18 protein-coding genes are annotated in these 22,736 nt (G+C 49.5%); 2 read left to right on the top strand and 16 right to left on the bottom strand.

All coding sequences use genetic code 11. The annotated features are described in order from the left end of the window. Positions 1-15 precede the first annotated feature (15 nt). Positions 16-798, bottom strand: coding sequence for a pseudouridine synthase (locus DWY84_RS02985; RefSeq protein ID WP_118530809.1), 783 nt, complete (start codon positions 796-798; stop codon positions 16-18). Then, complete coding sequence (locus DWY84_RS02980; RefSeq protein ID WP_118530721.1) at positions 798-2,183, bottom strand: RsmB/NOP family class I SAM-dependent RNA methyltransferase; 1,386 nt, start codon at positions 2,181-2,183, stop codon at positions 798-800. The genes DWY84_RS02985 and DWY84_RS02980 overlap by 1 nt, the downstream gene beginning before the upstream one ends. Before the next feature lie 88 nt (positions 2,184-2,271). Between DWY84_RS02980 and DWY84_RS02975 the strand changes: the two genes are divergently transcribed. After that, positions 2,272-3,246, top strand: a complete 975-nt coding sequence (locus DWY84_RS02975) for a nucleoside recognition protein (RefSeq protein WP_118530719.1) — start codon at positions 2,272-2,274, stop codon at positions 3,244-3,246. Here DWY84_RS02975 and DWY84_RS02970 read toward each other — a convergent pair. From DWY84_RS02970 to DWY84_RS02905, 14 genes are all read right to left on the bottom strand, one after another. After that, positions 3,197-3,781, bottom strand: a complete 585-nt coding sequence (locus DWY84_RS02970) for a vacuolar family H+-ATPase subunit H (RefSeq protein ID WP_118530717.1) — start codon at positions 3,779-3,781, stop codon at positions 3,197-3,199. The two genes, DWY84_RS02975 and DWY84_RS02970, sit on opposite strands and share 50 nt — an antisense overlap. Positions 3,782-3,807: 26 nt before the next feature. Further along, positions 3,808-4,290: a pantetheine-phosphate adenylyltransferase gene (gene coaD / locus DWY84_RS02965; protein ID WP_118530715.1), complete on the bottom strand. Its 483-nt coding sequence runs from the start codon at positions 4,288-4,290 to the stop codon at positions 3,808-3,810. A 1-nt stretch (position 4,291) separates the two neighbouring features. Further along, the gene (rsmD, locus tag DWY84_RS02960; protein WP_118530713.1) at positions 4,292-4,846 is read right to left on the bottom strand and encodes a 16S rRNA (guanine(966)-N(2))-methyltransferase RsmD; all 555 of its coding nucleotides are present in this window, start codon (positions 4,844-4,846) and stop codon (positions 4,292-4,294) included. A 199-nt stretch (positions 4,847-5,045) separates the two neighbouring features. Beyond that, entirely contained in the window at positions 5,046-5,252 is a 207-nt protein-coding gene (locus DWY84_RS02955; protein WP_118530711.1) for an alpha/beta-type small acid-soluble spore protein, read from the bottom strand. A gap of 156 nt (positions 5,253-5,408) precedes the next feature. Further along, positions 5,409-6,470, bottom strand: coding sequence for an aldose epimerase family protein (locus DWY84_RS02950; protein WP_118530709.1), 1,062 nt, complete (start codon positions 6,468-6,470; stop codon positions 5,409-5,411). Positions 6,471-6,604: 134 nt separating this feature from the next. Continuing rightward, positions 6,605-7,690, bottom strand: a complete 1,086-nt coding sequence (gene asd / locus DWY84_RS02945) for an aspartate-semialdehyde dehydrogenase (protein WP_118530707.1) — start codon at positions 7,688-7,690, stop codon at positions 6,605-6,607. A gap of 182 nt (positions 7,691-7,872) precedes the next feature. Beyond that, complete coding sequence (locus DWY84_RS02940) at positions 7,873-10,107, bottom strand: DNA topoisomerase (ATP-hydrolyzing) (RefSeq protein ID WP_118530705.1); 2,235 nt, start codon at positions 10,105-10,107, stop codon at positions 7,873-7,875. Between the two features lie 11 nt (positions 10,108-10,118). After that, positions 10,119-12,038, bottom strand: a complete 1,920-nt coding sequence (locus DWY84_RS02935; RefSeq protein ID WP_118530703.1) for a DNA gyrase subunit B — start codon at positions 12,036-12,038, stop codon at positions 10,119-10,121. A gap of 55 nt (positions 12,039-12,093) precedes the next feature. Next, positions 12,094-13,305 (bottom strand): SLC13 family permease, encoded by a 1,212-nt coding sequence (locus tag DWY84_RS02930; RefSeq protein WP_118530701.1) that lies wholly within the window; start codon positions 13,303-13,305, stop codon positions 12,094-12,096. Positions 13,306-13,512: 207 nt separating this feature from the next. Further along, a complete protein-coding gene (locus DWY84_RS02925; protein WP_118530699.1) occupies positions 13,513-14,730 on the bottom strand; it encodes an iron-containing alcohol dehydrogenase in 1,218 nt (405 codons plus the stop codon). Between the two features lie 242 nt (positions 14,731-14,972). Then, positions 14,973-15,257, bottom strand: coding sequence for a hypothetical protein (locus tag DWY84_RS02920; RefSeq protein ID WP_118530697.1), 285 nt, complete (start codon positions 15,255-15,257; stop codon positions 14,973-14,975). Positions 15,258-15,355: 98 nt separating this feature from the next. Then, entirely contained in the window at positions 15,356-16,225 is an 870-nt protein-coding gene (locus DWY84_RS02915) for a DegV family protein (RefSeq protein ID WP_118530695.1), read from the bottom strand. 171 nt (positions 16,226-16,396) lie between these two features. Further along, complete coding sequence (carB, locus tag DWY84_RS02910; RefSeq protein WP_178716649.1) at positions 16,397-20,002, bottom strand: carbamoyl-phosphate synthase large subunit; 3,606 nt, start codon at positions 20,000-20,002, stop codon at positions 16,397-16,399. Continuing rightward, complete coding sequence (locus DWY84_RS02905) at positions 20,002-21,093, bottom strand: carbamoyl phosphate synthase small subunit (protein ID WP_118530693.1); 1,092 nt, start codon at positions 21,091-21,093, stop codon at positions 20,002-20,004. The genes carB and DWY84_RS02905 overlap by 1 nt, the downstream gene beginning before the upstream one ends. Positions 21,094-21,410: 317 nt before the next feature. Here DWY84_RS02905 and DWY84_RS02900 point away from each other — a divergent pair, with 317 nt between their 5' ends. Continuing rightward, positions 21,411-22,685, top strand: coding sequence for a peptidoglycan-binding protein (locus DWY84_RS02900; RefSeq protein ID WP_118530692.1), 1,275 nt, complete (start codon positions 21,411-21,413; stop codon positions 22,683-22,685). Positions 22,686-22,736: the final 51 nt, after the last annotated feature.

The following is a 22,736-nucleotide window of genomic DNA, read 5'->3' as shown; positions in this document are numbered from 1 at the left end:
GAAACCACAGCGGCGTTATTTTCCAAGCAGTTCCAGTTCTTCTTCCGTCAGAGGACGGTACTCTCCCGGTTTTAATTCCGGGTCCAGCTTCAGGCTTCCCATGGACAGGCGTTTTAAAAACACCACACGGCAGCCCAGGGCCTCAAACATTCGTTTCACCTGATGAAATTTTCCTTCCTGGATCGTCAGAAGAATCTCTGCACCGGCTGACTTCCCTGCTGTCCCCGAATCGCTACGGACAGTTTCCAATGCTCCCACATGGTTTCCGCCGTTCCACTGCTTCAGAATCTCCAGTTTTCCCGGCATAACAGGAGTTCCATCTGTCAATGTCAGTCCGGCTGCCATCTGTTCCACCGCTGTATCCGGGAGTATTCCTTCAATCTGCGCAAAATACACCTTATCCACATGCTTTCCCGGTGCCAGAAGGCGGTGAGTCAGGTCTCCGTCATTGGTTAGGAGCAACAGGCCCTCCGTGTCAATGTCCAGACGCCCAACCGGGAATAAATCACTGCGGTTTTCCCCGCTTAAGAGGTCGATTACCGTCTTGTGACGCTTGTCTTCTGTCGCGGAAATAACGCCCTGCGGCTTGTAAAGCATAATATATTCCATAGCCCGGTAGCTGACCGTCTGGCCGTCAAAGGTCACCTCGTCAGTTTCCGGGTCAATCTTTCGCTCGGTTTTCTTCTCCGGCACACCATTTACCTGGATACGGCCCTTTTTCGCCGCATCCTTGATCTGAGTGCGGCTTCCTTTATTCATTTCTACCAGATACTTATCCAGTCTCATTAATTTTGCCATTACTGCCACCGCCATCCCGGATAATATTTGTTCTTAAAGCTGCTTCCTGTATACTTAGCCCAGCCCAGCGGATACACATCCACTCCGATCAGCACCCAGCCCTTTTTCAGGCATGCGGCCTCCTTAAGAGTCGGAAATATGGTTTCGCCCTTCAGGTAACGGATTGTCCGTTCATCATCAGCTGCCAGGGATACGCTCTGGGAAAATTCCGCCATCGGAAGTGCCATGGCTGCTGCCTGGGATGGCTCAAACCGGTTCTTTTTGCACTCGCCAAGAAGCAGGCCTGAACGAAGATAACGCAGATTCCAGCTTTTTTCAAAGCATTCCGGCAAATAATACACCATTCCATCGCGCACCATCATACGGTTTCGGTCAAGAGAACGCGTGAGCATTGCCTCCCACTGGCAGAAATCACTTTCCTTTTCCAGACGGCGCACCTCCGCCGAAACTTTGCCGGATCCAGCCGTGTGTGATGCTCCCTCATTGCCGGAACCATCCGCACATTTTTTCCGGAGCAGGGCAAGGAAATGGCCTTCTCCTTCGATCTTATGGGGGAACAGGCGGATAACCGGCATGCCGTCAAATCCGCTGCTGGCACCATCCCAGGGAGTGAGCGGAACCAGCTCCAGATCCGGCTTCTCCGAAAGCAGCCAGGAAATGGTATCTTCATCCTCCATCTTCGCAAAAGTGCAGGTGGAGTACAAAAGCATGCCCCCCGGTTTCAGCATAGCTGCAGCAGATTTTAAGATCTGACGCTGAATGGGGGCATAATATTCTGGTCCGCGCTCCAGCCAGCTTTTGATGAGGTCCGGGTCCTTCCGGAACATGCCTTCACCAGAGCAGGGCGCATCTACCAGAATTTTATCGAAATATGGCCCAAATACAGAGGCCAGCTTTTCCGGCGTCTCGCTGGTAACACAGATATTGGGGATTCCGAACAGTTCCAGATTCTTTAACAGTGCCTTGGCTCTGGAATTGCTGATATCATTGGACACCAGAAGCCCTTCACCCAGAAGTCTTGCGCCCAGCTCCGTGCTTTTGCCGCCTGGTGCCGCGCATAGATCCAGCACCTTATCTCCCGGGCAAACCGGCAGAACTGCCGCCGGTGCCATGGCACTTGGCTCCTGCAGGTAATATAGTCCCGCATAATAATAAGGATGGCGGGAAGCTTTTGCATCCTCGCCAATATAATAACCATTTCCGGTCCAGGGAACCCGGCGAAAAGAAAAAGGCGCCAGCGCGCTCTCCCACGTTTCCCGGTCCGTTTTTGTCTCGTTGATGCGGAGTCCGGCAAATGGCTTTTGAGCATAGCTTTCCAGCCACGCGTCATAATCACTGCCAAGGAGCTGTTTCATCTGCTCCAGGAATGTCTCTGGTAACTGCATAAAATTCCTTCCTTCTGTATTCTGGCATAATTAAATTCAGTATAACATAATTTACAGCAAGTGAAAACCCGTTTCTAAGGAGGCTCTCTTGTCTGCCATCTCCCCAAGCGCACCTGCTTTTATCCTTTTGTTTTTTCTGCTTCTGTTCTTTCCGGAGCAGTCTATACAGGGAGCATCGGACGGGCTGCTTCTCTGGTTTCATACCGTACTTCCGACTCTGGCTCCCGCCATGATCTGCACCCGCATGCTTCTGCTTACCGGCGGCGACCGCCTGCTGATAAAACCGCTTCGTCCGCTGTTTTGCAGGTTCTTCGCTTTAAGCGATACTGGTGCTTTTATTCTTTTGTCCGGAATGATCTGCGGATACCCGCTGGGACCGGCCCTCTGTGCCCAGGCACTGGAGAAAAACCGGATAACCAGAAAAGAAGCTGCATATCTGCTCGCTTTCTGCAGCTTTCCAAGCCCCATGTTCTTAGCCGGTTACATCCCCGGTCAGTTTCCAGGTCCTCTTCCGGTCGGTCTTCTTCTTTTGGGAATCTATCTTCCGGCACTTTTGCTGTCATGGATTGCCGGACACAGATTTTCCCCCACAGCGCTTTCAAATTCCGCGGTATCGGAAAACAGCGCACTGCCGCAAAAAAGCAAAAACCTGGACAGCGTTCTCTATGATGTGTGCGATATCATGGTACTGATTGGCTCTTATCTGATGCTGTTTTCCATCCTTGCACATTTCTTAAGCCGCGCGTCCTGGCTCCCCATACCTCTTACCGCCCTCCTTTGTGGGATTCTGGAAATGACAACCGGCATCCGGCAGATTTGCAGTACACTCCCGCCTGCCGCCTGCCTTCCTGCCTGCGCGGCCTGTGCCGCATTTGGCGGAATCTCCGGAATTTTTCAGACCCGGAGTGTCATTGCGGATTCGGTCTGCACAGAGGACAGAAAAAATGCCGGATTTGACATCCGGCATTATGTAAGGTGGAAATTCCTGCATGCAGGGTTTTCCGCATTGATTCTTACTGTTCTTCAGCTGGTGCTTCCTCTGGGGTTTCCTCCACGCTCGTAACGCTGCCAGCCAGTTCTCCGCGGTTGGAGGATACAATATCATAGCTGGACTGCATGGATGAAATAAACGCGTCAAAACGGCTCTGTGCACCCTCCATGGAATGAGTAATGATGGTCTGCAGGCTGTTTAACATATCATCGGTATAGTTGATGGAAGCCTGGCGAATGCCATTTGCCTCATTCACTGCCTCATCGATGATAGCCTGGGCCTGGGCCTGGGCATCCTCTACTACACGGTTTGCCTCTGCGTAAGCCTTCTGCATAATCTCGTGCTCATTCACCAGCTCATTGGTCTGGGCGGTAGCCTCAGCTACCATGGCATCTGCCTGCGCCCGGGCCTCATTTAAAATTGCATCCTGATTGCTGATGATCTTCTGGTATTTTTTGATCTCATCCGGAATGCGGAGACGAAGCTCTACCAGCAGTTCTTCCAGTTCTTCCTTGTTTACCAGAATTTTGGTATTGGAAAGCGGCTGGAACTTACAGCTGTCAATATATTCTTCAATCTCACCAATTAACTGTTCGATTCTGCTCATGGTTTCTTCTCCTTAACACGCTTCGGTTATTTATTTGCAAGCCGTTCCCGCACTTTTTCTGCAATAGCCGGGTGCAGGAACTCACTGATGTCTCCCTGATAACCGGCAATCTCTTTTACGATGCTGGAACTTAAATAGGAATATTTTAAGTTCGTTGTCAGAAAAATGGTATCGATGTCCGGGGCAATGACCCGGTTAGTCTGTGCCATCTGAAGCTCATATTCAAAGTCTGTGATTGCCCGAAGACCTCTCACGATCACATCTGCACGGCACTGGTGTACAAAATCCACAAGAAGGCCGCCAAAAGAACGGACCTCTACATTTGGCAGATATGAGGTGACATCTTCTAACATCTTAACACGTTCTTCGACAGAAAACAACGGAGTTTTTGAATTATTCTGTAAAACTCCGACAATCAAACGGTCCACCATGTGGGCGGAACGCTCAATGATATCTAAATGTCCCAGGGTTACCGGGTCAAAACTGCCCGGATAAACTGCGATTGCCATATCACTCACCTCGATAGACAAATACATGCTTATTTGTCTTGTATTCTTTTATTTTCTCTGTAATGTAACCCATAGGGGACAGATAGGAAAAATCAGTCTGCAGGGATGCTTCTATTATAATGGTGCTCTGCTTATCAATCATAGATGAGGTCTTTAAATATTCCAGCATCTGCTTTTCCAGTTCATGGTCGTAGGGGGGATCCATGAAAATAAAGTCAAAGCGGTATTTTCCCTCCAGGCGTTTCAGGGCTGTCAGCGCGTCACAATGCATGACCACTGCCCTGTCTTCCAGTTTGGTTATCTTTAAGTTTTCGCGTACGATCTGCACGGCAGCCTCGTTCTGCTCCACAAACACAGCCTGACCGGCTCCCCGGCTCAGTGCCTCAATGCCGATTCCTCCGCTTCCCGCAAACAGATCTAAAAAAGCACAGTCCGCAAGATCGTACTGAAGCATATTAAACAGCGTTTCCTTGATACGGTCCTGCGTAGGACGGGTATTCATGCCCTCCAGAGTTTTAAGTGGGGTCCGTCTCGCGCTTCCTGCTATTACTCGCATCATATCCTCCTATTTTGAAGGCATCTATGTAACGTTTATTCCTTCACAATCATAATCATAGCAATTATAACTTTATTTTTTCGGATATACAAGCGGTTTATAACGCAGTTTCGTATCTTTTTTCATACATATGACCGAAAGAAAGCCCACAGCGAAATTGCCGCGGGCCCTCTCTTTTCATTCTGTGTTTATGGCGGAATTACTTTCCTGCCATCTGTCTTTCCTGCGCCTCGATCATTTTTTTGACCATATAGCCGCCGACAGAACCGTTCTGTGCGGAAGTTAAGTTTCCGTTATAACCCTCGGATAACGGAACACCAAGTTCTCCGGCAACCTCCATTTTGAAACGGTCCAGTGCTTCTTTTGCTTCCGGTACTTCTGCTCGGTTAGAAGATCTGCTTGCCATAATTGGCCTCCTTTCTTAAGCGCCTGCCGTGAAGCAGGCGTTTTCTCCTGCGTCATGGCCGGTCTGTGTTTTGTTACATTCCTAGTATGTGCTTAAGAACAGATCTTACCCTGGCATCTTCTGCGTAAACTGTCAGAAATTAGGCTGCGATAAGAATCAGGCTTCCGTTTTAAATTTGTAGATCGTGGTTGTGCTGTAAATGTCACCGCCTTTTAAAATCGGAGAAGCAAACTGCGGTTTGTTCACTGCATCCGGGAAATACTGTGTCTCAAAGCAGTATCCCTGGCGTTTGTCGTAAACCGCTTTTTCTTTTCCTTCCATTGGGGATAAAAAGTTTCCGGTATAAAACTGAATGCCCGGAAGATCGGTGCAGACCTCCATCACACGGCCGCTGGCCTCATCGACCGCCTTTGCGCACAAAGCCAGTTCACCCTCTTTATGATTTAATACCCAGTTATGGTCATAACCACCCGCAAATTTAAGCGGTTCATAATCTGCCTCAATGTCCTGGTCAATAGACTTTAAGGTTTTGAAATCCATCGGCGTACCCTTTACCGGAACCAGTTCCCCGGTCGGGATGGAATACTGGTCCGCAATGGTAAACTGATCAGCGTCGATCCAGACCTTCTGGTGCATGGCAGAGCCGGAGGCCTGGCCTGCCAGGTTAAAATAAGCGTGATTGGTAAAGTTTGCGATTGTGTCTTCATCACAGGTCATGTGATAGTCAATGCGGATCTCATCTGCATTGGTCAGAGTATAGCTGACACGGATATCCGCATTGCCCGGATAATTCTGGTCCCCGTCCGGACTGAACAGAGAAAACGTAATCTTTGTTCCGTTCTCTGTTTCACTGACCTCGGCGTCCCAGATCCGGTTACGTAAGAAATCCGGGCCACTATGCAGGTTATTGACCCCATTGTCATTGATCACGAGCGCATAGGTAATGCCATCAATGGTGCAGGTAGCGCTGCCGATACGGTTTGCGTTTCTTCCGACGATCTCGCCAAAATGAGCGTCCTGGTGCAGATACTTTTCCGGCTCGTCATATCCCAGGACCACATCTGCCAGTGTGCCATGTTTGTCCGGAACCCACATTTCCAGCCAGATGCCTCCAAGATCCGTAAAAGCAGCTTTTAAACCGTGTTCGTTGGTGAGGATATATTTTGTGATTACCGCACCGTTCTCCAGGGTGCCGAATGTTTCTTTTCTGAAAGCCATAACAAATACCTCCGCCTGATTCTATATTTTTGTCCGTGACTGTGAAACCACGGAACCGTTATGGATATTGTAACACAAAAACAGGATGGATGCCAGTCTAAACCGGCTCCATCCTGATTCCATATTTTATAAATTTATTTTGCCTGGATATAACCCTGGGCAGTCAGAAGCTCTGCACAGAGAACTGCGCCGCCTGCGGCTCCGCGGACAGTGTTGTGGGAAAGTCCCACAAACTTGTAATCATAGATGCTGTCCTCGCGGATACGGCCTACAGAAATGCCCATGCCGTTCTCATAATCTACATCTAAGGAAACCTGAGGACGGTTGTCTTCCTCTAAGTACTGGATAAACTGCTTCGGTGCGCTCGGAAGCTTTAACTCCTGCGGAAGTCCGGAGAATTTTACCAGACGGTCGATCAGCTCTTCCTTGGTCGGTTTCTTGCGGAATTTTACAAATACAGCAGCAGTATGTCCGTTTAATACCGGAACACGGATGCACTGGCAGGTGATCTTCGGCTCGGATGCCTTCACGATGACGCCGTCCTTGATCTCGCCCCAGATACGAAGCGGCTCCTGCTCACTCTTTTCTTCCTCGCCGCCAATGTACGGGATGATGTTGCCTTCCATCTCAGGCCAGTCCTTGAAGGTTTTTCCGGCACCGGAGATTGCCTGGTAGGTGGTTGCCACTACCTCATACGGCTCAAATTCTTTCCATGCGGTAAGTACCGGAGCATAACTCTGAATGGAGCAGTTCGGCTTTACTGCAACGAAGCCTCTCTTGGTTCCCAGACGTTTTTTCTGGAACTCGATTACCTTAAAGTGCTCCGGGTTGATTTCCGGAACAACCATCGGAACATCCGGGGTCCAGCGGTGTGCGCTGTTGTTGGAAACAACCGGAGTCTCGGTCTTTGCGTAAGCTTCCTCAATGGCCTTGATTTCTTCCTTGGTCATATCTACTGCGCTGAATACAAAATCTACGCTGGCAGCAACCTTTTCAACCTCGTTGACATTCATGACTACCAGTTTCTTGACTGCTTCCGGCATTGGAGTGGTCATTTTCCAGCGTCCGCCTACAGCCTCCTCATAAGTCTTTCCTGCAGAACGCGGGCTTGCAGCCACGGTAACTACCTCGTACCACGGATGATTCTCCAGAAGGGAGATAAATCTCTGTCCTACCATACCGGTCGCGCCAAGCACGCCTACACGCAATTTCTTTTCCATAATCGTAAGCTCCTTACTCTCCTCATGGCAACATTTCTTTTCGCCACTTTTTCGTTCCCGCTTATCCTATCTCAAATTTTTCAAAAAATCAAGAGTCATTCGTCAGAAAAATACATTTGTGCGTGTGATGAGGACATTTTCTTTGATATAAACACAACTGATCGCGACAGACGGATTTTCTCTTACAGGCGTACCTTGCTTCCCTTACCGTCACGCTTTGCCAGCTTTAAGCGGTTTAAATGCACTTCTTTTTCTTTGTAAACAATCTGTGGCTGCTGGGTCACAAAATAAAGCTCTTCCAGTTCATCTTCTGCGCCAAGCTTCATGCCGCGCACACCGCGGGAATTCTTCTTCAGTTCCGGGATTTCCTCCATGGAGAAACGCAGGAACATACCAGACGCGCTCTGTAATGCCAGGTCCGTCTCTGTTCCCACAATACGGACGGTAAGCAGACTGTCTCCCTCCTGCAGCTTTGTAGCCGCCACGGTTCGGTTATTTGTGATAAATTCTTCCGCCGGAACCTGTTTCACCATGGCCATTTTTGTAGCAAACAGCAACAGCTGTCCGGTCAGGCGGCCAAAATTGGTGAGAAAGACAATCTCTTCCTTACTGCCATCATATTTGCTTAAGTTATCAATCGGCGTACCCTTATCACGCAGCTTGCCGGACGGGATATCCATCATCTTGACCTGATGCAGATTTCCGGTATCTGTGAAGATGCAGAGTTTATCGGTATTCAGGCATGGGATCACATACTTATATTCGGTGTCCACTGTCTCGCGGTTCCGTTCATAGGCAGAGCGGTCTAAGAGCTTGCAGTAACCGAAACGGTCCATAACAAAGACTATCTCAGCCACAGCCGCGGCAGACTCCTCGTATACCGCTTCCTTGCCGTTCTCAATCAGGGTCTTTCTTGGCTCCGCGAATTCTTCCTTAATATGGTCCAGATCTTCCTTAATGACCTTATTCATGCCATCACGGCTCTTTAAGACTTTCTCATACTCGGCAATACGCTTTAAGCATTCTTTATACTCCTTCTGCAATGCAAGAATTTCCAGACCTATGAGTTTGTACAGACGCATCTCCAAGATTGCGTTGGCCTGCTTCTCCGTAAAGTTTAACTGCTTTGCATCCTCCTCAAATCCCGGATGTTTAAACTGAATTTTAGAAATATCCCCGTTCATGAGACAGGCTTTTGCGTCCTTTAAGTTTTTAGAGCCGCGCAGAATCGCTATGATCAGGTCAATGACGTCGCAGGCGCGGATCAGGCCCTCGCGGATTTCCTTTTTCTCCAGTTCTTTTTCCAGGAGTGCCTGGTATTTGTGTGTCGTATTCTCATACTGGAATTCCAGATAGTTCTGCAGAATACCGCGCAGATTTAAGGTCTCCGGACGGCCATGGGCGATGGCCAGCATGTTCACGCCAAAGGTGTCCTCCAGCTTCGTCTTCTTATAGAGGATATTTCGGATTTTCTCGATATCCGCATCCTTTTTCAGTTCCAGGACAATGCGGATACCCTCCTTGCTGGACTGGTTGGAAATGTCTACCACATCCGAAAGTGTCTTGTTCTCCACCAGTTCTGCAATGTCCACCAGGAATTTGTTGATGCCTGCGCCGATCATAGTGTATGGGATCTCACTGATGACCAGTTTGTCGCGATCCGCCTTTCTGCGGCCCAGTTCTACTTCGATTTTCCCGCGCAGCTTAATCTTGCCAACACCGGTCTCATAGATGGCTGGCAGATCTTTCTTATTAGCAATGATGCCCCCCGTTGGAAAATCCGGACCCGGCATCAGCTCCATCATCTCTTCTAAGGGCATATCCGGTTTGTCAATGAATGCCTTTACCAGATCCACAACCTCCCCCAGGTTATGGGTCGGAATACTGGTACTCATACCGACCGCAATACCCTCCGCACCGTTGATCAGAAGGTTTGGCACACGGACCGGAAGCACCTCCGGCTCTTTCTCAGATTCGTCGTAGTTGGAAACGAAATTAACCGTCTTGTCGAGATCTTTTAAGTAAACCTCCTCGGCAAACTTCTTTAAGCGTGCCTCTGTGTAACGCATGGCAGCCGCGCCATCTCCCTCGATAGAACCAAAGTTCCCGTGTCCGTCTACCAGGGCCATACCCTTTTTAAATTCCTGGGACATCACAACCAGGGTCTCGTAGATGGAACTGTCACCGTGCGGATGATATTTACCCATGGTATCACCGACGATACGGGCCGATTTTCTGTGGGGCTTATCGTGTCCCAACCGCAGCTCACTCATATCATACAGCACACGGCGCTGTACCGGCTTTAAGCCGTCTCTCGCGTCCGGGATGGCTCTGGCAGTGATGACACTCATGGAGTAATTTAAGTAACTGCGCTGCATCTCCTCGGAATATTCTGTTGTTAATATCTTTTCAGCCATGTTTCCTCTCCTTATGCGTCAATCTCTGCTTCATTCGCGTGATCGTAGATGAACTGCCTGCGCGGCGGAACCTCGCTGCCCATAAGCATCTCTGTTACCTCAGAGGCCATACGGGCATCCTCGATCTCAACGCGCTTTAACACGCGGCGTTCCGGATCCAGGGTGGTTTCCCAGAGCTGTTCCGGGTCCATCTCGCCAAGACCTTTATAGCGCTGTAAGCGGAAGTCACCCGTATGACTCTTGCGGTAGCGCTCCAGTTCCTTGTCGTCGTACAGATACATCTCCTGTCCTCTCGACGGAATGACCTTATAAAGCGGCGGCATGGCAATGTAGACATGGCCGTTATAGATCAGTTCCGGCATGAATCGGTACAGGAATGTCAGAAGCAGCGTGTCGATGTGGCTTCCGTCTACATCCGCATCCGTCATGAGGATAATCTTGTTGTATTTTAATTTGGTAATATCGAAATCATTGCCGTAGCCCTCGGAAAAGCCGCAGCCAAAGGTATTGATCATGGTCTTAATCTCAGCGTTGGCAAGCACTTTATCCATGGAGGCCTTTTCCACGTTTAAAATCTTACCGCGGATCGGCAGGATGGCCTGGTACTTCCGGTTTCTTGCCGTTTTGGCAGAACCGCCCGCAGAATCTCCCTCGACAATAAAAATCTCGCAGAGCTCCGCATCCCGGCTCTCGCAGTTTGCCAGCTTTCCATTGCTGTCAAAGGAAAATTTGGATTTTGTGAGCATGTTGGTCTTAGCCTTTTCCTCGGCCTTGCGGATCTTGGCGGATTTTTCCGCACAGCCGATGATGGCCTTTAAGGTCTCAAGATTCCGGTCAAAATAATGCTGTAGCAAATCTCCGGATATGGTAAATACTGCTTTTGTGGCATCTGCGCTGGCAAGCTTTGTCTTGGTCTGGCCTTCAAAAATCGGATCTGGGTGCTTGACAGCCACAATAGCCGTCATGCCGTTTCTGGTATCCGCTCCGGTAAAATTCGGGTCCTTCTCCTTTAAAATACCAAGCTCTCTTGCATAGGAATTGATGAGCTGGGTAAAACGGGTCTTAAAGCCAACCAGATGGGTGCCGCCTTCCTGGGTAAAGATGTTGTTGCAGAAGCCCAGGATATTTTCCTCAAAGGCATCCACAAACTGGAAAGCAACCTCCACCTCGATCTTATCTATTTCCTTTTTGAAATAAACCGGCTCATGAATGACGGTCTTTCCGCGATTTAATTCTTTGACATAGGCTATAATGCCCTCCGGCTCGTGGTAGGTAATCTCCTCTTTTTCATTAGCTCGTGCATTTTTATAATAAATCGTCAGACCAGGATTTAAGTAAGCAGTCTCATGCAGACGGCTTTTTAACCAGTCTGCCTTAAACCGTGTTTTCTCAAAAATTTCGTCATCCGGCAGGAAATTGATCTCCGTGCCGGTCTGTCTGGTCTTGCCGAGAACCGGAAGCAGGCCGTTCTCCAGTTCCACTGTCGGAATGCCGCGCTCGTAGGCATCGTGATGAATGAAACCGTTTTTGTAAATCTTTACGTCCATATGGGCAGACAATGCGTTGACGACGGAAGAACCAACGCCATGCAGACCGCCGCTGGTCTTGTAAGCCTCGTTGTCAAACTTGCCGCCTGCGTGAAGGGTGGAAAGAACCACACGCTCCGCAGATACGCCCTTTTTATGCATTTCAACCGGAATGCCGCGGCCGCTGTCCTTAATCGTACAGGAACCGTCTGCCTCCAGGGTTACCCAGATGGTACTGCAGAACCCGGCCAGGTGCTCGTCCACCGCATTGTCTACAATCTCATAAATCAGATGGTTTAAACCCTTTGTGCCTACGCCTCCAATGTACATGCCAGGACGCTTTCGCACCGCCTCCAGTCCCTCCAGGACTGTGATACTGTCTGCGTTATACTGTGTGTTCGCCATGATTTCCTCCGTTAATAAAACAAATGTTCGATTACATATTATATACCGTGGTTTTTTACCAGTCAAGCATAACAGCTGCCAGTAAAAGTATGATTGCCATACCCACATTCCAAATCGTAAACCGTAGTATATAGCTTTGCTTACTCCCGGCCTCCGGGAAACGCGCCTGACTCTCCGCAAAGAATTTGTACGAGATCAGACTGGCCAGAGAAGCGATCAGCGTGCCCAGCCCACCGATGTTAACGCCTCTGAGAAGCGCCGCATACTGATCTGTAAATCCGGAAAGCAGAATGGCAGCCGGAACATTGCTGATTATCTGGCTGCAGCCAAAGGAAAGCAGAAGTTCCCTGCCATGTAATGTCTGATTCAGAAATTCCCGTATCAAGTCAATCCGTTTCATATTGCCGATAAATACAAAAAAAGCAATGAAAGTCAGAAGAAGGCTGTAGTCTACCTTTTTCGGAAGAAAGCTGCTGTGAAAAACTCCAGTTAGCAGCAGACATCCGGTCAGAACAACCACGACCAGCACCGGCCAGCTGATCACTCGAAATACCGAAAGAAGGCTGAAGAGAAACAATGTCGCCAGAAGCAGATTTTGCAGATTCCGGAGGCGCTTAGGAACTGCATTCCCGGAGGCCGCTTCCGCTGTTTTGCTGCTTTTTCCGGCAACTTCTCCGGAAGGCTCCATATGTTTCAAGAGTTCCGGGTCCAGCACAAAATTCTTATGAAATATACAGGCACCGAGGATCAGCAGAAAGGACAGTGCCGATAACGGTCCCATAACAGAAAAAAATTCACCTATTCCCATACCGGAAACCGAGTACAGATATAAGTTCTGCGGATTTCCCACCGGTGTCATCATGCTGCCCAGATTGGCTGCAATTGTCTGCATCACAATGACGGGAATCATCTCTTTCTGAAGACCAGAAAGCTCAAGCACCAGAATTGTAAAAGGAACAAATGTTAACAGTGCTACATCATTGGTGATCCACATGGAGCAAAAGAAGCACAGCATGACCAGAACCAGATACAGCTGGCGAAACGTATGGGCCCGACCAAGCAAAGCTCTGGCCACATCAGCAAAAAAACCTGTCTGCTTAAAGCCCTCCATAATCGTCATCAGCGAAAACAAAAGCGCCAAGGTGCGGTAATCCATATATCCGGAATATTTGCTATCCGGATGGATCAAAGGCATGGAAAATGCCGCGAGAAGCACGGCAATGCAAAGTACGGTCTCTTTTTTCAAATATGCAATCAGTATTTTCATATTTCATTTCCTCATTTTCTCATTGTACTATCTTCTGAAACTTATTCATACCGCAAATAGCGGTTCAAAATCACAAACATTTATTATACGAAAATTTGGAGAAATAAGCAAGAGGCGCTTCAGATCAAAAAAGCCCAGAAAAAAGCCCCTCCGGGATAATTCCCGTCAGGGCTTTTGATATCGTATGTCTTATTAAGTATGAATGGATCAGAAATCAACTTCGGTGTCGTAGTAGCAGCACTTGAGCAGTTTCTCCATCTCTTCCTGGCTAGGCTGACGCGGGTTAGAACCGGTACATGCATCTGCGATCGCGTTCTTTGCAATCTCCGGAAGTCTCTCTAAGAATACCTCCTCCGGTACGAAGCCCTGCTCAGTCGGATAGCTGTCTGCGCCATAGTTCTTGATGCAGTGCGGAATCTTTAAGTCGTCGTTCATCTTTCTTAAGTAAGCGATTAACAGAGCAACCTTCTCATCCAGAGTCTCGCCGCCCAGCTTCATGAAGTCTGCAATCTCGCCATAACGCTCTTTTGCGGTTTCATCTTTTGCGTTGAATGCGATAACCTTCGGCAGGTACATTGCGTTTGCTGCACCATGAATGATGTGTGCGCCGTAATCTGCGAATGCAGCACCAGTCTTATGAGCCATGGAATGAACAATACCTAACAGTGCGTTGGAGAATGCCATACCAGCCAGGCACTGTGCATTATGCATGGAATCACGTTTTACCATGTCACCGTTGTAGGAATCTACCAGATCCTTCTGGATCATCTTAATTGCATGCAGGGCCAGCGGATCGGTAAAGTCACAGTTCGCGGTGGAAACATAAGCCTCGATGGCGTGGGTCATGGCATCCATACCAGTGTGCGCAACCAGCTTCTGCGGCATGGTCTCTGCCAGATCCGGGTCTACGATAGCTACATCCGGGGTAATCTCAAAATCAGCGATCGGGTACTTGATGCCCTTCTGATAATCGGTAATGATGGAGAATGCGGTAACCTCGGTAGCGGTTCCAGAAGTAGAAGAAATTGCGCAGAAATGAGCTTTTCTTCTCAGTTTCGGGATGCCGAATACCTTACACATATCTTCAAAGGTGATGTCCGGATATTCATACTTGATCCACATTGCCTTTGCTGCGTCGATTGGAGAACCACCGCCCATAGCAACAATCCAGTCAGGCTGGAATGCTTCCATGGCTGCTGCGCCTTTCATAACGGTCTCTACGGAAGGATCCGGCTCGATGCCCTCGTAAAGCTGAACCTCCATTCCTGCTTCCTCCAGGTACTGTTTTGCCTTATCGAGGAAACCGAAACGTTTCATGGAACCACCGCCAACGCAGATGATAGCTTTCTTACCTTCGAATGTCTTTAATGCCTCTAATGCACCTTTTCCGTGATATAAGTCTCTTGGTAATGTGAATCTAGCCATAATAGCTCCTCCATTCTGCCGCCTTCCGACGGCACCTTTTTTGTTTAGATGCTTTCATTTACTCGTTAATTTATTAACATTGACTCTGCTCTTACTATATCACTTTTTATGTATTTTGCAAGTGTTTTTTTGAATATTTTTTTCATTTTATTTTCACTTTGCATAGATTACTTGTTATCGTCTTGTCAAGCAGACGCGCAGAAAAGGAGCCCCGAAAGGCTCCTTCCTATTAATTCTATGTACTATCTGCGGCAGGAAGCACTTCTCATCACATAAGAGATCACCTGCGGACTGTTGCAGATTCCGCCGGACAGGTTCTTTCTGCTGATGCCGGTCAGACAGGAATTATAGCCGGTACCACAGTTGCTGGTATCGCAGCCATAGCTCTGGCATACCTGAGTGCTGCATCCATTATGATAAGATCCATTTCCACAGTTTCCGGTTGCCGCGAATGCGGTCATCGGCTGAAATGCCATCAGTGCGGTTACGGCCATTGCTGCTGCGGTGGTTATAATCTGTTTTTTCATGTTCTTTGGTCTCCTTTTGTTACAAAATTATTTCATAATTGTTACAAAAAATATGTTACCATACAGAACATGGAAAAGCTACTGGGAATGACTGGTAATCAGGGCTTGCAGGTATACCCAATTCCCAGGCCACCCGGTCCGATGTGGCAGGTCACGCCAAAGGACAGGTCATCGCAGAGAATGGTCTGACCCGGAAATGCTGTCTCGATTTCCTTTACCCAGGCCTCAGTCGCTTCTTTTCCGGCGCTGGAAGCCGCTACAATATGCATATTCCCTGCATCATATTCCTGCTGATAGGATTTTGCGATAACCGTCTTTACTTCCTCGATCATGGTCTGCTTCGCACGTTTCAAACCGCGGCAGTTTTTATACAGTTCCAGCATGCCAATGTCAAAATGAAGTACCGGTTTTACATTCAGAAGCCCTCCAACAAGCGCCACACCGGCAGAGATACGGCCGCCGTGCTTTAAATATTTTAAGTTATCTACCGAAATGTAAATGCCTGCTTTAGTCTTTGCCTGCTCCATGCGCACCTTCACTTCTGCTGCGCTGCAGCCAGACTCCAGCAGATCCAGGGCATCCAGGATACTACGGTGAAGCGGCGCCGAGACACTTCCATTATCTACGACATAGACCCTTCCCTCATACTTTTCTTCCCGGGCCAGCATCATGGCTGTCTGGCATGAGCCGCTCAGGCCGCTGCTGATCGGAATATAAAGTATGTCCTTATACTGGGAAAGCGCCTTGTCCCACAGTTCCATGACCGCCTCCGGTGACGGTTGAGAGGTGCTGATATCTTCCAGTCTGCAAAGACGATCCAGAAACTCTTCTCTGGTAATATTGATTCCCTCATAATAACAGGTCCCATTCATATAAAATGGCATAGGAAGCACAAAAATCCCAAGTTTCTCTGCCTCACTTTGTGAAATGCTGCTGTGGCTGTCTGTTACAATTCCAGTTGTTCTCATCCAAATTTCTCCTTCGTATATCCGAAAGCTTTCCAGACATTGTTGCATATAAAGGAAATTATAATCTAATTTTCCGCAAAAGACAAGATGGGGGAATTTTTCCTGTCCTATGTCAAAGCAAAAGCCCCGGGAATTCCATATCTGGAATCCCGGGGGCTTTTGAAATCTCATTTAAAATTTAAGCACTTCCGGTGCATGCGTGAACGCGGAAATGGTTGCGGCCGCATTCTTAAAGTAGAATACCTCGGTATTTCCATCATCCTCAGAATACATACTCCGTAAGGACGGATAAGCATTCAGCATGGACTCCCGCGCATCTCTGCGGTCATCCTCCACCAGTTCTCCGGTTACGCGAATCCACTCACCATCCTTGAAGGCCGTGATCTCTGCTTTTGGATTGGCATGCAGCTGTTTGGAAACATCCTTCACCTTTCCAGTCTGGATGTACAGCTTATCCTCAAAGATATGCGCAGTGCCGAAGGGACGTACACGCGGCTGGTCACCTTCTGTGGTCGCCAGATAATAGGTGCCTGCGTCCTTTAAGAATTTTTCCACACGCTCGATGGCGTTGTAGGTGACCGGTTTTATCTTCGCGATATCAATCAGGGTCAGCTCCTTCGCGCGGTTCTCCAGGCTGGTTGCCAGGGCTCCGGCAGTGTCGAGACTGGTAAGAACATGGACACCGGTCTCGATGGCATTGCGGCGGATCACGAAACCGTCATGGCTGCGTTCTGCGCCCTGCTGCGGGATATCGATGACCAGATCAACCTCATGACCTAAGATCAGATCCATGATATTCGGAGACTCCTGCTCAAGCTTTCGTACCGTGAATGCCTTTACGCCATTTTCATTTAAGACTTTTGCAGTACCGCGGGTTGCAAAAATCTTGTAGCCTACGTTCTGGAACCGTCTTGCGATCGGAACCACGTTCTCCTTCTCGGAATCACGTACGGTAATGATCATGTTCTTATGCTTCGGCAGCTTCAGTCCTGCGCCCTCAAAGGCCTTGTACAGAGCTTCATTGAAGGTGTTTGCGATACCCAGGCACTCACCGGTGGACTTCATCTCCGGGCCAAGGCTGATGTCTGCGCCGCGGATCTTCTCGAAGGAGAATACCGGCATCTTGATGGCAATGTAATCAGCCTTCTTCTGCAGTCCCGGCTCGTAGCCAAGCTCTTTTAAGGTATGACCGCAGATGACCTGAGTAGCCAGCGGAACAATCGGAATTCCGGTTACCTTGCTGATGTACGGCACGGTTCTGGAGGAACGCGGGTTTACCTCGATGATGTAAACTTCGTTATCTGCCACGATGAACTGAATGTTGATCATGCCCTTGACATGCAGCGCCCGGGCCAGCTTCTCGGTGTAATCCACCAGTTTTGCCTCGATCTCCGGGGTAATGCTCGGTGCCGGATATACGGAGATACTGTCTCCGGAATGCACGCCAGTACGCTCGATGTGCTCCATAATGCCCGGAATCAGGATATCGGTACCGTCACATACGGCGTCGACCTCGATTTCCTTACCTACAATATATTTATCTACAAGGATCGGATGATCCTGCGCGATCTGGTTGATGATGCCGATGAATTCGTCAATATCGTTGTCGTTGATGCAGATCTGCATACCCTGTCCGCCAAGAACGTAGGACGGTCTTACCAGAACCGGATAGCCCAGGTCATTAGCTGCTTTCTTTGCTTCCTCAGCGGTAAATACAGTATGTCCGGACGGTCTCGGGATTTGGCATTTCTCCAGGATCTCATCGAAGAGCTCACGGTCCTCTGCTGCGTCCACATTCTCTGCCGCAGTACCAAGAATCGGAACCCCCATCTTCATCAGGGACTCGGTCAGCTTGATGGCAGTCTGTCCACCGAACTGAACGACAGCGCCGTCCGGCTTCTCAATGTCTACAATGCTCTCCACATCCTCCTGGGTTAACGGCTCGAAATACAGCTTGTCCGCGATATCGAAGTCGGTACTTACGGTCTCCGGGTTGTTGTTAACAATAATGGTCTCATAGCCTTCCCTGGCGAATGCCCAGGTGCTGTGTACGGAACAGAAGTCAAACTCGATACCCTGGCCGATACGGATCGGACCGGAGCCAAGTACCAGAACTTTTTTCTTCTTATGTTCCTCCTCTACCTCGCTGATACCGTCGAAGCAGGAGTAATAATACGGGGTTTCTGCCGCGAACTCTGCTGCGCAGGTGTCTACCATCTTGTAAGCGGCACGGATGTTGTTTGCGTGGCGCATGGCCTTGATCTCATCCTGAGAAACGCCGGTCAGTCTGGAAATGACATTGTCCGGGAATTCGATGCGTTTTGCTTCCTTTAAAAGCACCGGGGTCAGCGGGCCATTCTTTAACGCATTCTCCATCTCTACAATAATAGCCAGCTTATCGATGAACCAGTAGTCGATTTTGGTGATATCATGGATTTCTTCATAAGAAATACCGCGGCGCAACGCCTCTGCGATAACCCAGATCCGGCGGTCATCTACTACATGAAGCTGTTCGATCAGCTCATCGCGGTCCAGACCGGTAAAATCATAGGAAAGCAGACAGTCTACATGCTGCTCCAGGGAACGGATGGCTTTCATAAGGGCACCCTCAAAGTTGGTGCAGATACTCATAACCTCACCGGTTGCCTTCATCTGGGTTCCAAGAGTGCGCTTTGCGCTGATGAATTTATCAAACGGAAGTCTCGGCATCTTGACGACACAGTAGTCCAACATCGGCTCGAAGCTTGCGTAGGTCTTTTTGGTAACGGCATTCTTGATCTCATCCAGAGTGTAGCCCAGGGCAATCTTTGCTGCCACCTTTGCGATCGGGTAGCCGGTTGCCTTAGAGGCCAGCGCGGAAGAACGGCTTACACGCGGGTTTACCTCGATGACACAGTACTCAAAGCTGGTCGGATGCAGGGCATACTGTACGTTACAGCCACCAGTAATGCCCAGCTCACTGATGATATTCAGCGCGGAAGTACGGAGCATCTGGTACTCTTTATCACCCAAAGTCTGGGACGGAGCCACTACAATGCTGTCACCGGTGTGCACGCCAACCGGATCCAGGTTTTCCATGTTGCAGACGGTGATCACGTTGCCGGCGCTGTCGCGCATTACCTCGTACTCAATTTCCTTCCAGCCTGCGATGCAGCGTTCTACCAGGACCTGTCCCACACGGGAAAGACGCAGGCCGTTTTCCAGGATCTCACGGCACTGTTCCGGATTATCGGCAATACCGCCGCCGCTGCCGCCCAGGGTGTATGCCGGACGAAGCACAACCGGATAGCCGATCTTATCCGCGATGCGAAGACCATCTTCCACGTTCTCCACGATATCAGACGGAGCCACCGGCTCGCCGATTTTCTCCATGGTTTCCTTGAACATCTCACGGTCCTCGGCCTTCTTGATGGTCAAAGCAGTGGTACCGATAAGGCGGACGTTATTCTCTTTTAAGAAGCCTGCTTCTTCCAGCTCCATGGCAAGGTTTAATCCGGCCTGGCCGCCCAGGGTCGGGAGCACACTGTCCGGCTTTTCTTTTTTGATGAGCTGTTCTACCACTTCCAGGGTCAGCGGCTCGATGTAAACGCGGTCTGCGATGTCTTTATCGGTCATAATGGTTGCCGGGTTGGAGTTTAACAAAACAACCTCAATGCCCTCCTCCTTTAAGGAACGGCAGGCCTGGGTTCCGGCATAGTCAAATTCAGCAGCCTGGCCGATGACGATCGGGCCAGATCCAAGTACAAGAACTTTCTTAATATCAGGATTCTTCGGCATTAGTTATTTCCTCCCATCATGTTAATAAAGCGGTCGAACAGGTACGCGGAGTCCTGCGGTCCCGGGCAGGCTTCCGGATGGTACTGCACGGTGAAGATGTTCTTACCGACATATTTCAGGCCCTCATTGGTTCCGTCATTCACGTTCGTGAATGCAGGAATGGCAATATTCGGGTCAAGGCTCTTCGGATCGACCGCGTAGCCATGGTTCTGGGATGAGATAATAGCACGTCCGGTCTCGGCATCCTTAACCGGATGGTTGCCGCCGCGGTGGCCATATTTTAATTTGAAGGTATCAGCTCCGGTAGCCAGTGCCATAAGCTGGTGCCCAAGGCAGATGGCAAAAATCGGCACATCAGACTCGTACAGCTTGCGGATCTCTTTGATGATCTCCACATTTTCCTTCGGATCTCCAGGGCCATTGGACAGCATAATGCCATCCGGATGGGATGCGAGGATTTCTTCTGCAGTTGTATCACAGGGGTAAATGGTGACTTCACAGCCACGCTTTGCCAGGGAACGGGCGATGTTGCGCTTGGCTCCAAGATCCAGAAGCGCTACCTTTTTGATCGGCTTCTCAAATTCGTCGGATGCCGGAAGGATGTACTTTTCTTTGCAGGAGGTCTTTTTTACGACACCGGTTACGGTGTACGCATGCATGCGGGTGATCGGGTCGGTGAGATCATCATACTGCTTGGTGGTGATCATGCCGTTCATGGTGCCCTTCTCACGCAAGATTTTGGTGAGTGCACGGGTGTCTACGCCGCTGATGCCCGGGATGTCGTATTTTTCCAGGAAATTCTGAATGGTATCCTCACTGCGGAAATTGCTGGGAATACGGGACAGCTCGCGGACAATATATCCGTCCGGCCATGGTCTGCCAGACTCCATATCCTCATAACAAATACCATAATTGCCGATAAGCGGGTAAGTCATAACAACAGCCTGTCCTGCGTAAGACGGGTCAGTCAGGACCTCCAGATAACCGGTCATAGAGGTATTGAATACGATTTCGCTGATGACTTCGCGGGTGGAGCCAATGCTGGTTCCCTCGAACACGGTGCCATCTTCCAGAATAAGAAATGCTTTCATGGGGGAGTACCTATCCTTTCTTTCATCCGTATTATGTGGGGTGTTTCTTTTTGAGCTTCTTTTCGACTGTCTTGTATACACTGTCGTCCGCCCAAATTGATAGAATTATACATGATATACAGGGCACATGCAAGCTGATTTATTTTTATACATTCTTATTTTTAGTTATCCTGTTTTATTGTTTTATATTGCCACATTCCGCATTTGTTCATGTATTGCTGCATGATTTCCGGCAGAATGGCTGCTCTCTCACACTCCTCAGCTCCCCTGCATATCCTGTTATGATAAGCGAGTTTTCATCTTCAAGGAGTTCTCCCATGCCAAAATCCATCCGCACCGCATCAACGGAACTCTCCTCCAGCGGTCTCTTACAGGTCAATGTCGTAAATATCCAGAACAACTTTCCAATCCGGAATGCCAAAGTCACCATCACATATTCCGGGGAACCTGCGGCTCCATTAGAGGAACTGTCCACCAATGCATCCGGTCAGACCGAGGAAGTGGCTCTGGCCGCACCGCCGCCAGAATACAGCCTCCGCCCTGGCGAGGGCCAGCCCTATTCGGATTACAACATTACAGTGGAAGCACCAGGCTTCCGGCCGGTATCCGTGGAAGGGACCGAAGTGCTTCCGGACGCCACAGCCATTCAGCCCATCCGCATGGAACCAGAGACAGATACAGAGCCGGTAGAAAACCCGGTCATCATCCCGGAACACACGCTGTACGGCAATTATCCGCCCAAGATCGCGGAAAATGAAATTCAGCCGGTGAATGAGAGTGGGGAGATTGTATTAAGCCGCGTGGTGGTTCCCCAGACCATTGTAGTACATGACGGGCCTCCCAACAGCAATGCGGAAAACTATTATGTTCCCTACCGGGACTACATCAAAAATGTGGCATCCAGCGAGATCTATGCCACCTGGCCCCAGGCCTCCATCACTGCCAATGTCCTGGCCATCATGAGTTTTACCCTGAACCGGGTCTATACGGAGCATTATCGGAATCGCGGATATGACTTCACCATCACCTCTTCCACCGCCTTTGACCACAAATGGATTCCCGGGCGGAATATCTTTGAGAGCATTTCTGTGATCGTGGATGAAATCTTTGACAACTATTTATCCCGCCCTGGTGTGCGCCAGCCAATTTTAACCCAGTACTGTGATGGCAGACAGGTGCAGTGTCTGCAGCGTGGCTGGATGACCCAGTGGGGGTCCTGCGCCCTGGGCGAACGCGGTTACAGCCCCATTGAAATTTTGCGCCACTATTACGGAGACAGCATATACATCAATACCGCGGAAGAAATCTCCGGCATTCCGGCTTCCTGGCCCGGCTACGATCTGACCATCGGATCCTCCGGCCAGAAGGTCATGCAGCTGCAGGAACAGTTAGATGCCATTGCCACTGTCTATACCGCAATTCCGCGGGTAAATGCTGATGGTGTTTACGGTCCGGCTACCGCCGCGTCTGTGCGGGAATTCCAGTCCATCTTCGGCCTGCCCCAGACCGGCGTCGTGGACTTCGCCACCTGGTATAAGATCTCGCATATTTATGTTGGAGTGTCCGGGATTGGGGAGCTGTATGGGGCGTAAAGCCTGATCTGGACAACACACGAGGGCCCGGCATTGCCGGACCCTCAAATA

This window comes from Clostridium sp. AF27-2AA (assembly GCF_003478505.1).
GTDB lineage: Bacteria > Bacillota > Clostridia > Lachnospirales > Lachnospiraceae > Brotaphodocola.
Note: the sequence above shows the minus strand (reverse complement) of the source record. Positions and strands in the feature narration are given on the sequence as shown.

Coding starts and splice junctions, on each gene's coding strand:
- DWY84_RS02985 (WP_118530809.1), bottom strand. CDS start 798: ATGGCAAAATTAATGAGACTGGATAAGTATCTGGTAGAAATGAATAAA.
- DWY84_RS02980 (WP_118530721.1), bottom strand. CDS start 2,183: ATGCAGTTACCAGAGACATTCCTGGAGCAGATGAAACAGCTCCTTGGC.
- DWY84_RS02970 (WP_118530717.1), bottom strand. CDS start 3,781: ATGAGCAGAATCGAACAGTTAATTGGTGAGATTGAAGAATATATTGAC.
- coaD (WP_118530715.1), bottom strand. CDS start 4,290: ATGGCAATCGCAGTTTATCCGGGCAGTTTTGACCCGGTAACCCTGGGA.
- rsmD (WP_118530713.1), bottom strand. CDS start 4,846: ATGCGAGTAATAGCAGGAAGCGCGAGACGGACCCCACTTAAAACTCTG.
- DWY84_RS02955 (WP_118530711.1), bottom strand. CDS start 5,252: ATGGCAAGCAGATCTTCTAACCGAGCAGAAGTACCGGAAGCAAAAGAA.
- DWY84_RS02950 (WP_118530709.1), bottom strand. CDS start 6,470: ATGGCTTTCAGAAAAGAAACATTCGGCACCCTGGAGAACGGTGCGGTA.
- asd (WP_118530707.1), bottom strand. CDS start 7,690: ATGGAAAAGAAATTGCGTGTAGGCGTGCTTGGCGCGACCGGTATGGTA.
- DWY84_RS02940 (WP_118530705.1), bottom strand. CDS start 10,107: ATGGCTGAAAAGATATTAACAACAGAATATTCCGAGGAGATGCAGCGC.
- DWY84_RS02935 (WP_118530703.1), bottom strand. CDS start 12,038: ATGGCGAACACACAGTATAACGCAGACAGTATCACAGTCCTGGAGGGA.
- DWY84_RS02930 (WP_118530701.1), bottom strand. CDS start 13,305: ATGAAAATACTGATTGCATATTTGAAAAAAGAGACCGTACTTTGCATT.
- DWY84_RS02925 (WP_118530699.1), bottom strand. CDS start 14,730: ATGGCTAGATTCACATTACCAAGAGACTTATATCACGGAAAAGGTGCA.
- DWY84_RS02920 (WP_118530697.1), bottom strand. CDS start 15,257: ATGAAAAAACAGATTATAACCACCGCAGCAGCAATGGCCGTAACCGCA.
- DWY84_RS02915 (WP_118530695.1), bottom strand. CDS start 16,225: ATGAGAACAACTGGAATTGTAACAGACAGCCACAGCAGCATTTCACAA.
- carB (WP_178716649.1), bottom strand. CDS start 20,002: ATGCCGAAGAATCCTGATATTAAGAAAGTTCTTGTACTTGGATCTGGC.
- DWY84_RS02905 (WP_118530693.1), bottom strand. CDS start 21,093: ATGAAAGCATTTCTTATTCTGGAAGATGGCACCGTGTTCGAGGGAACC.
- DWY84_RS02900 (WP_118530692.1), top strand. CDS start 21,411: ATGCCAAAATCCATCCGCACCGCATCAACGGAACTCTCCTCCAGCGGT.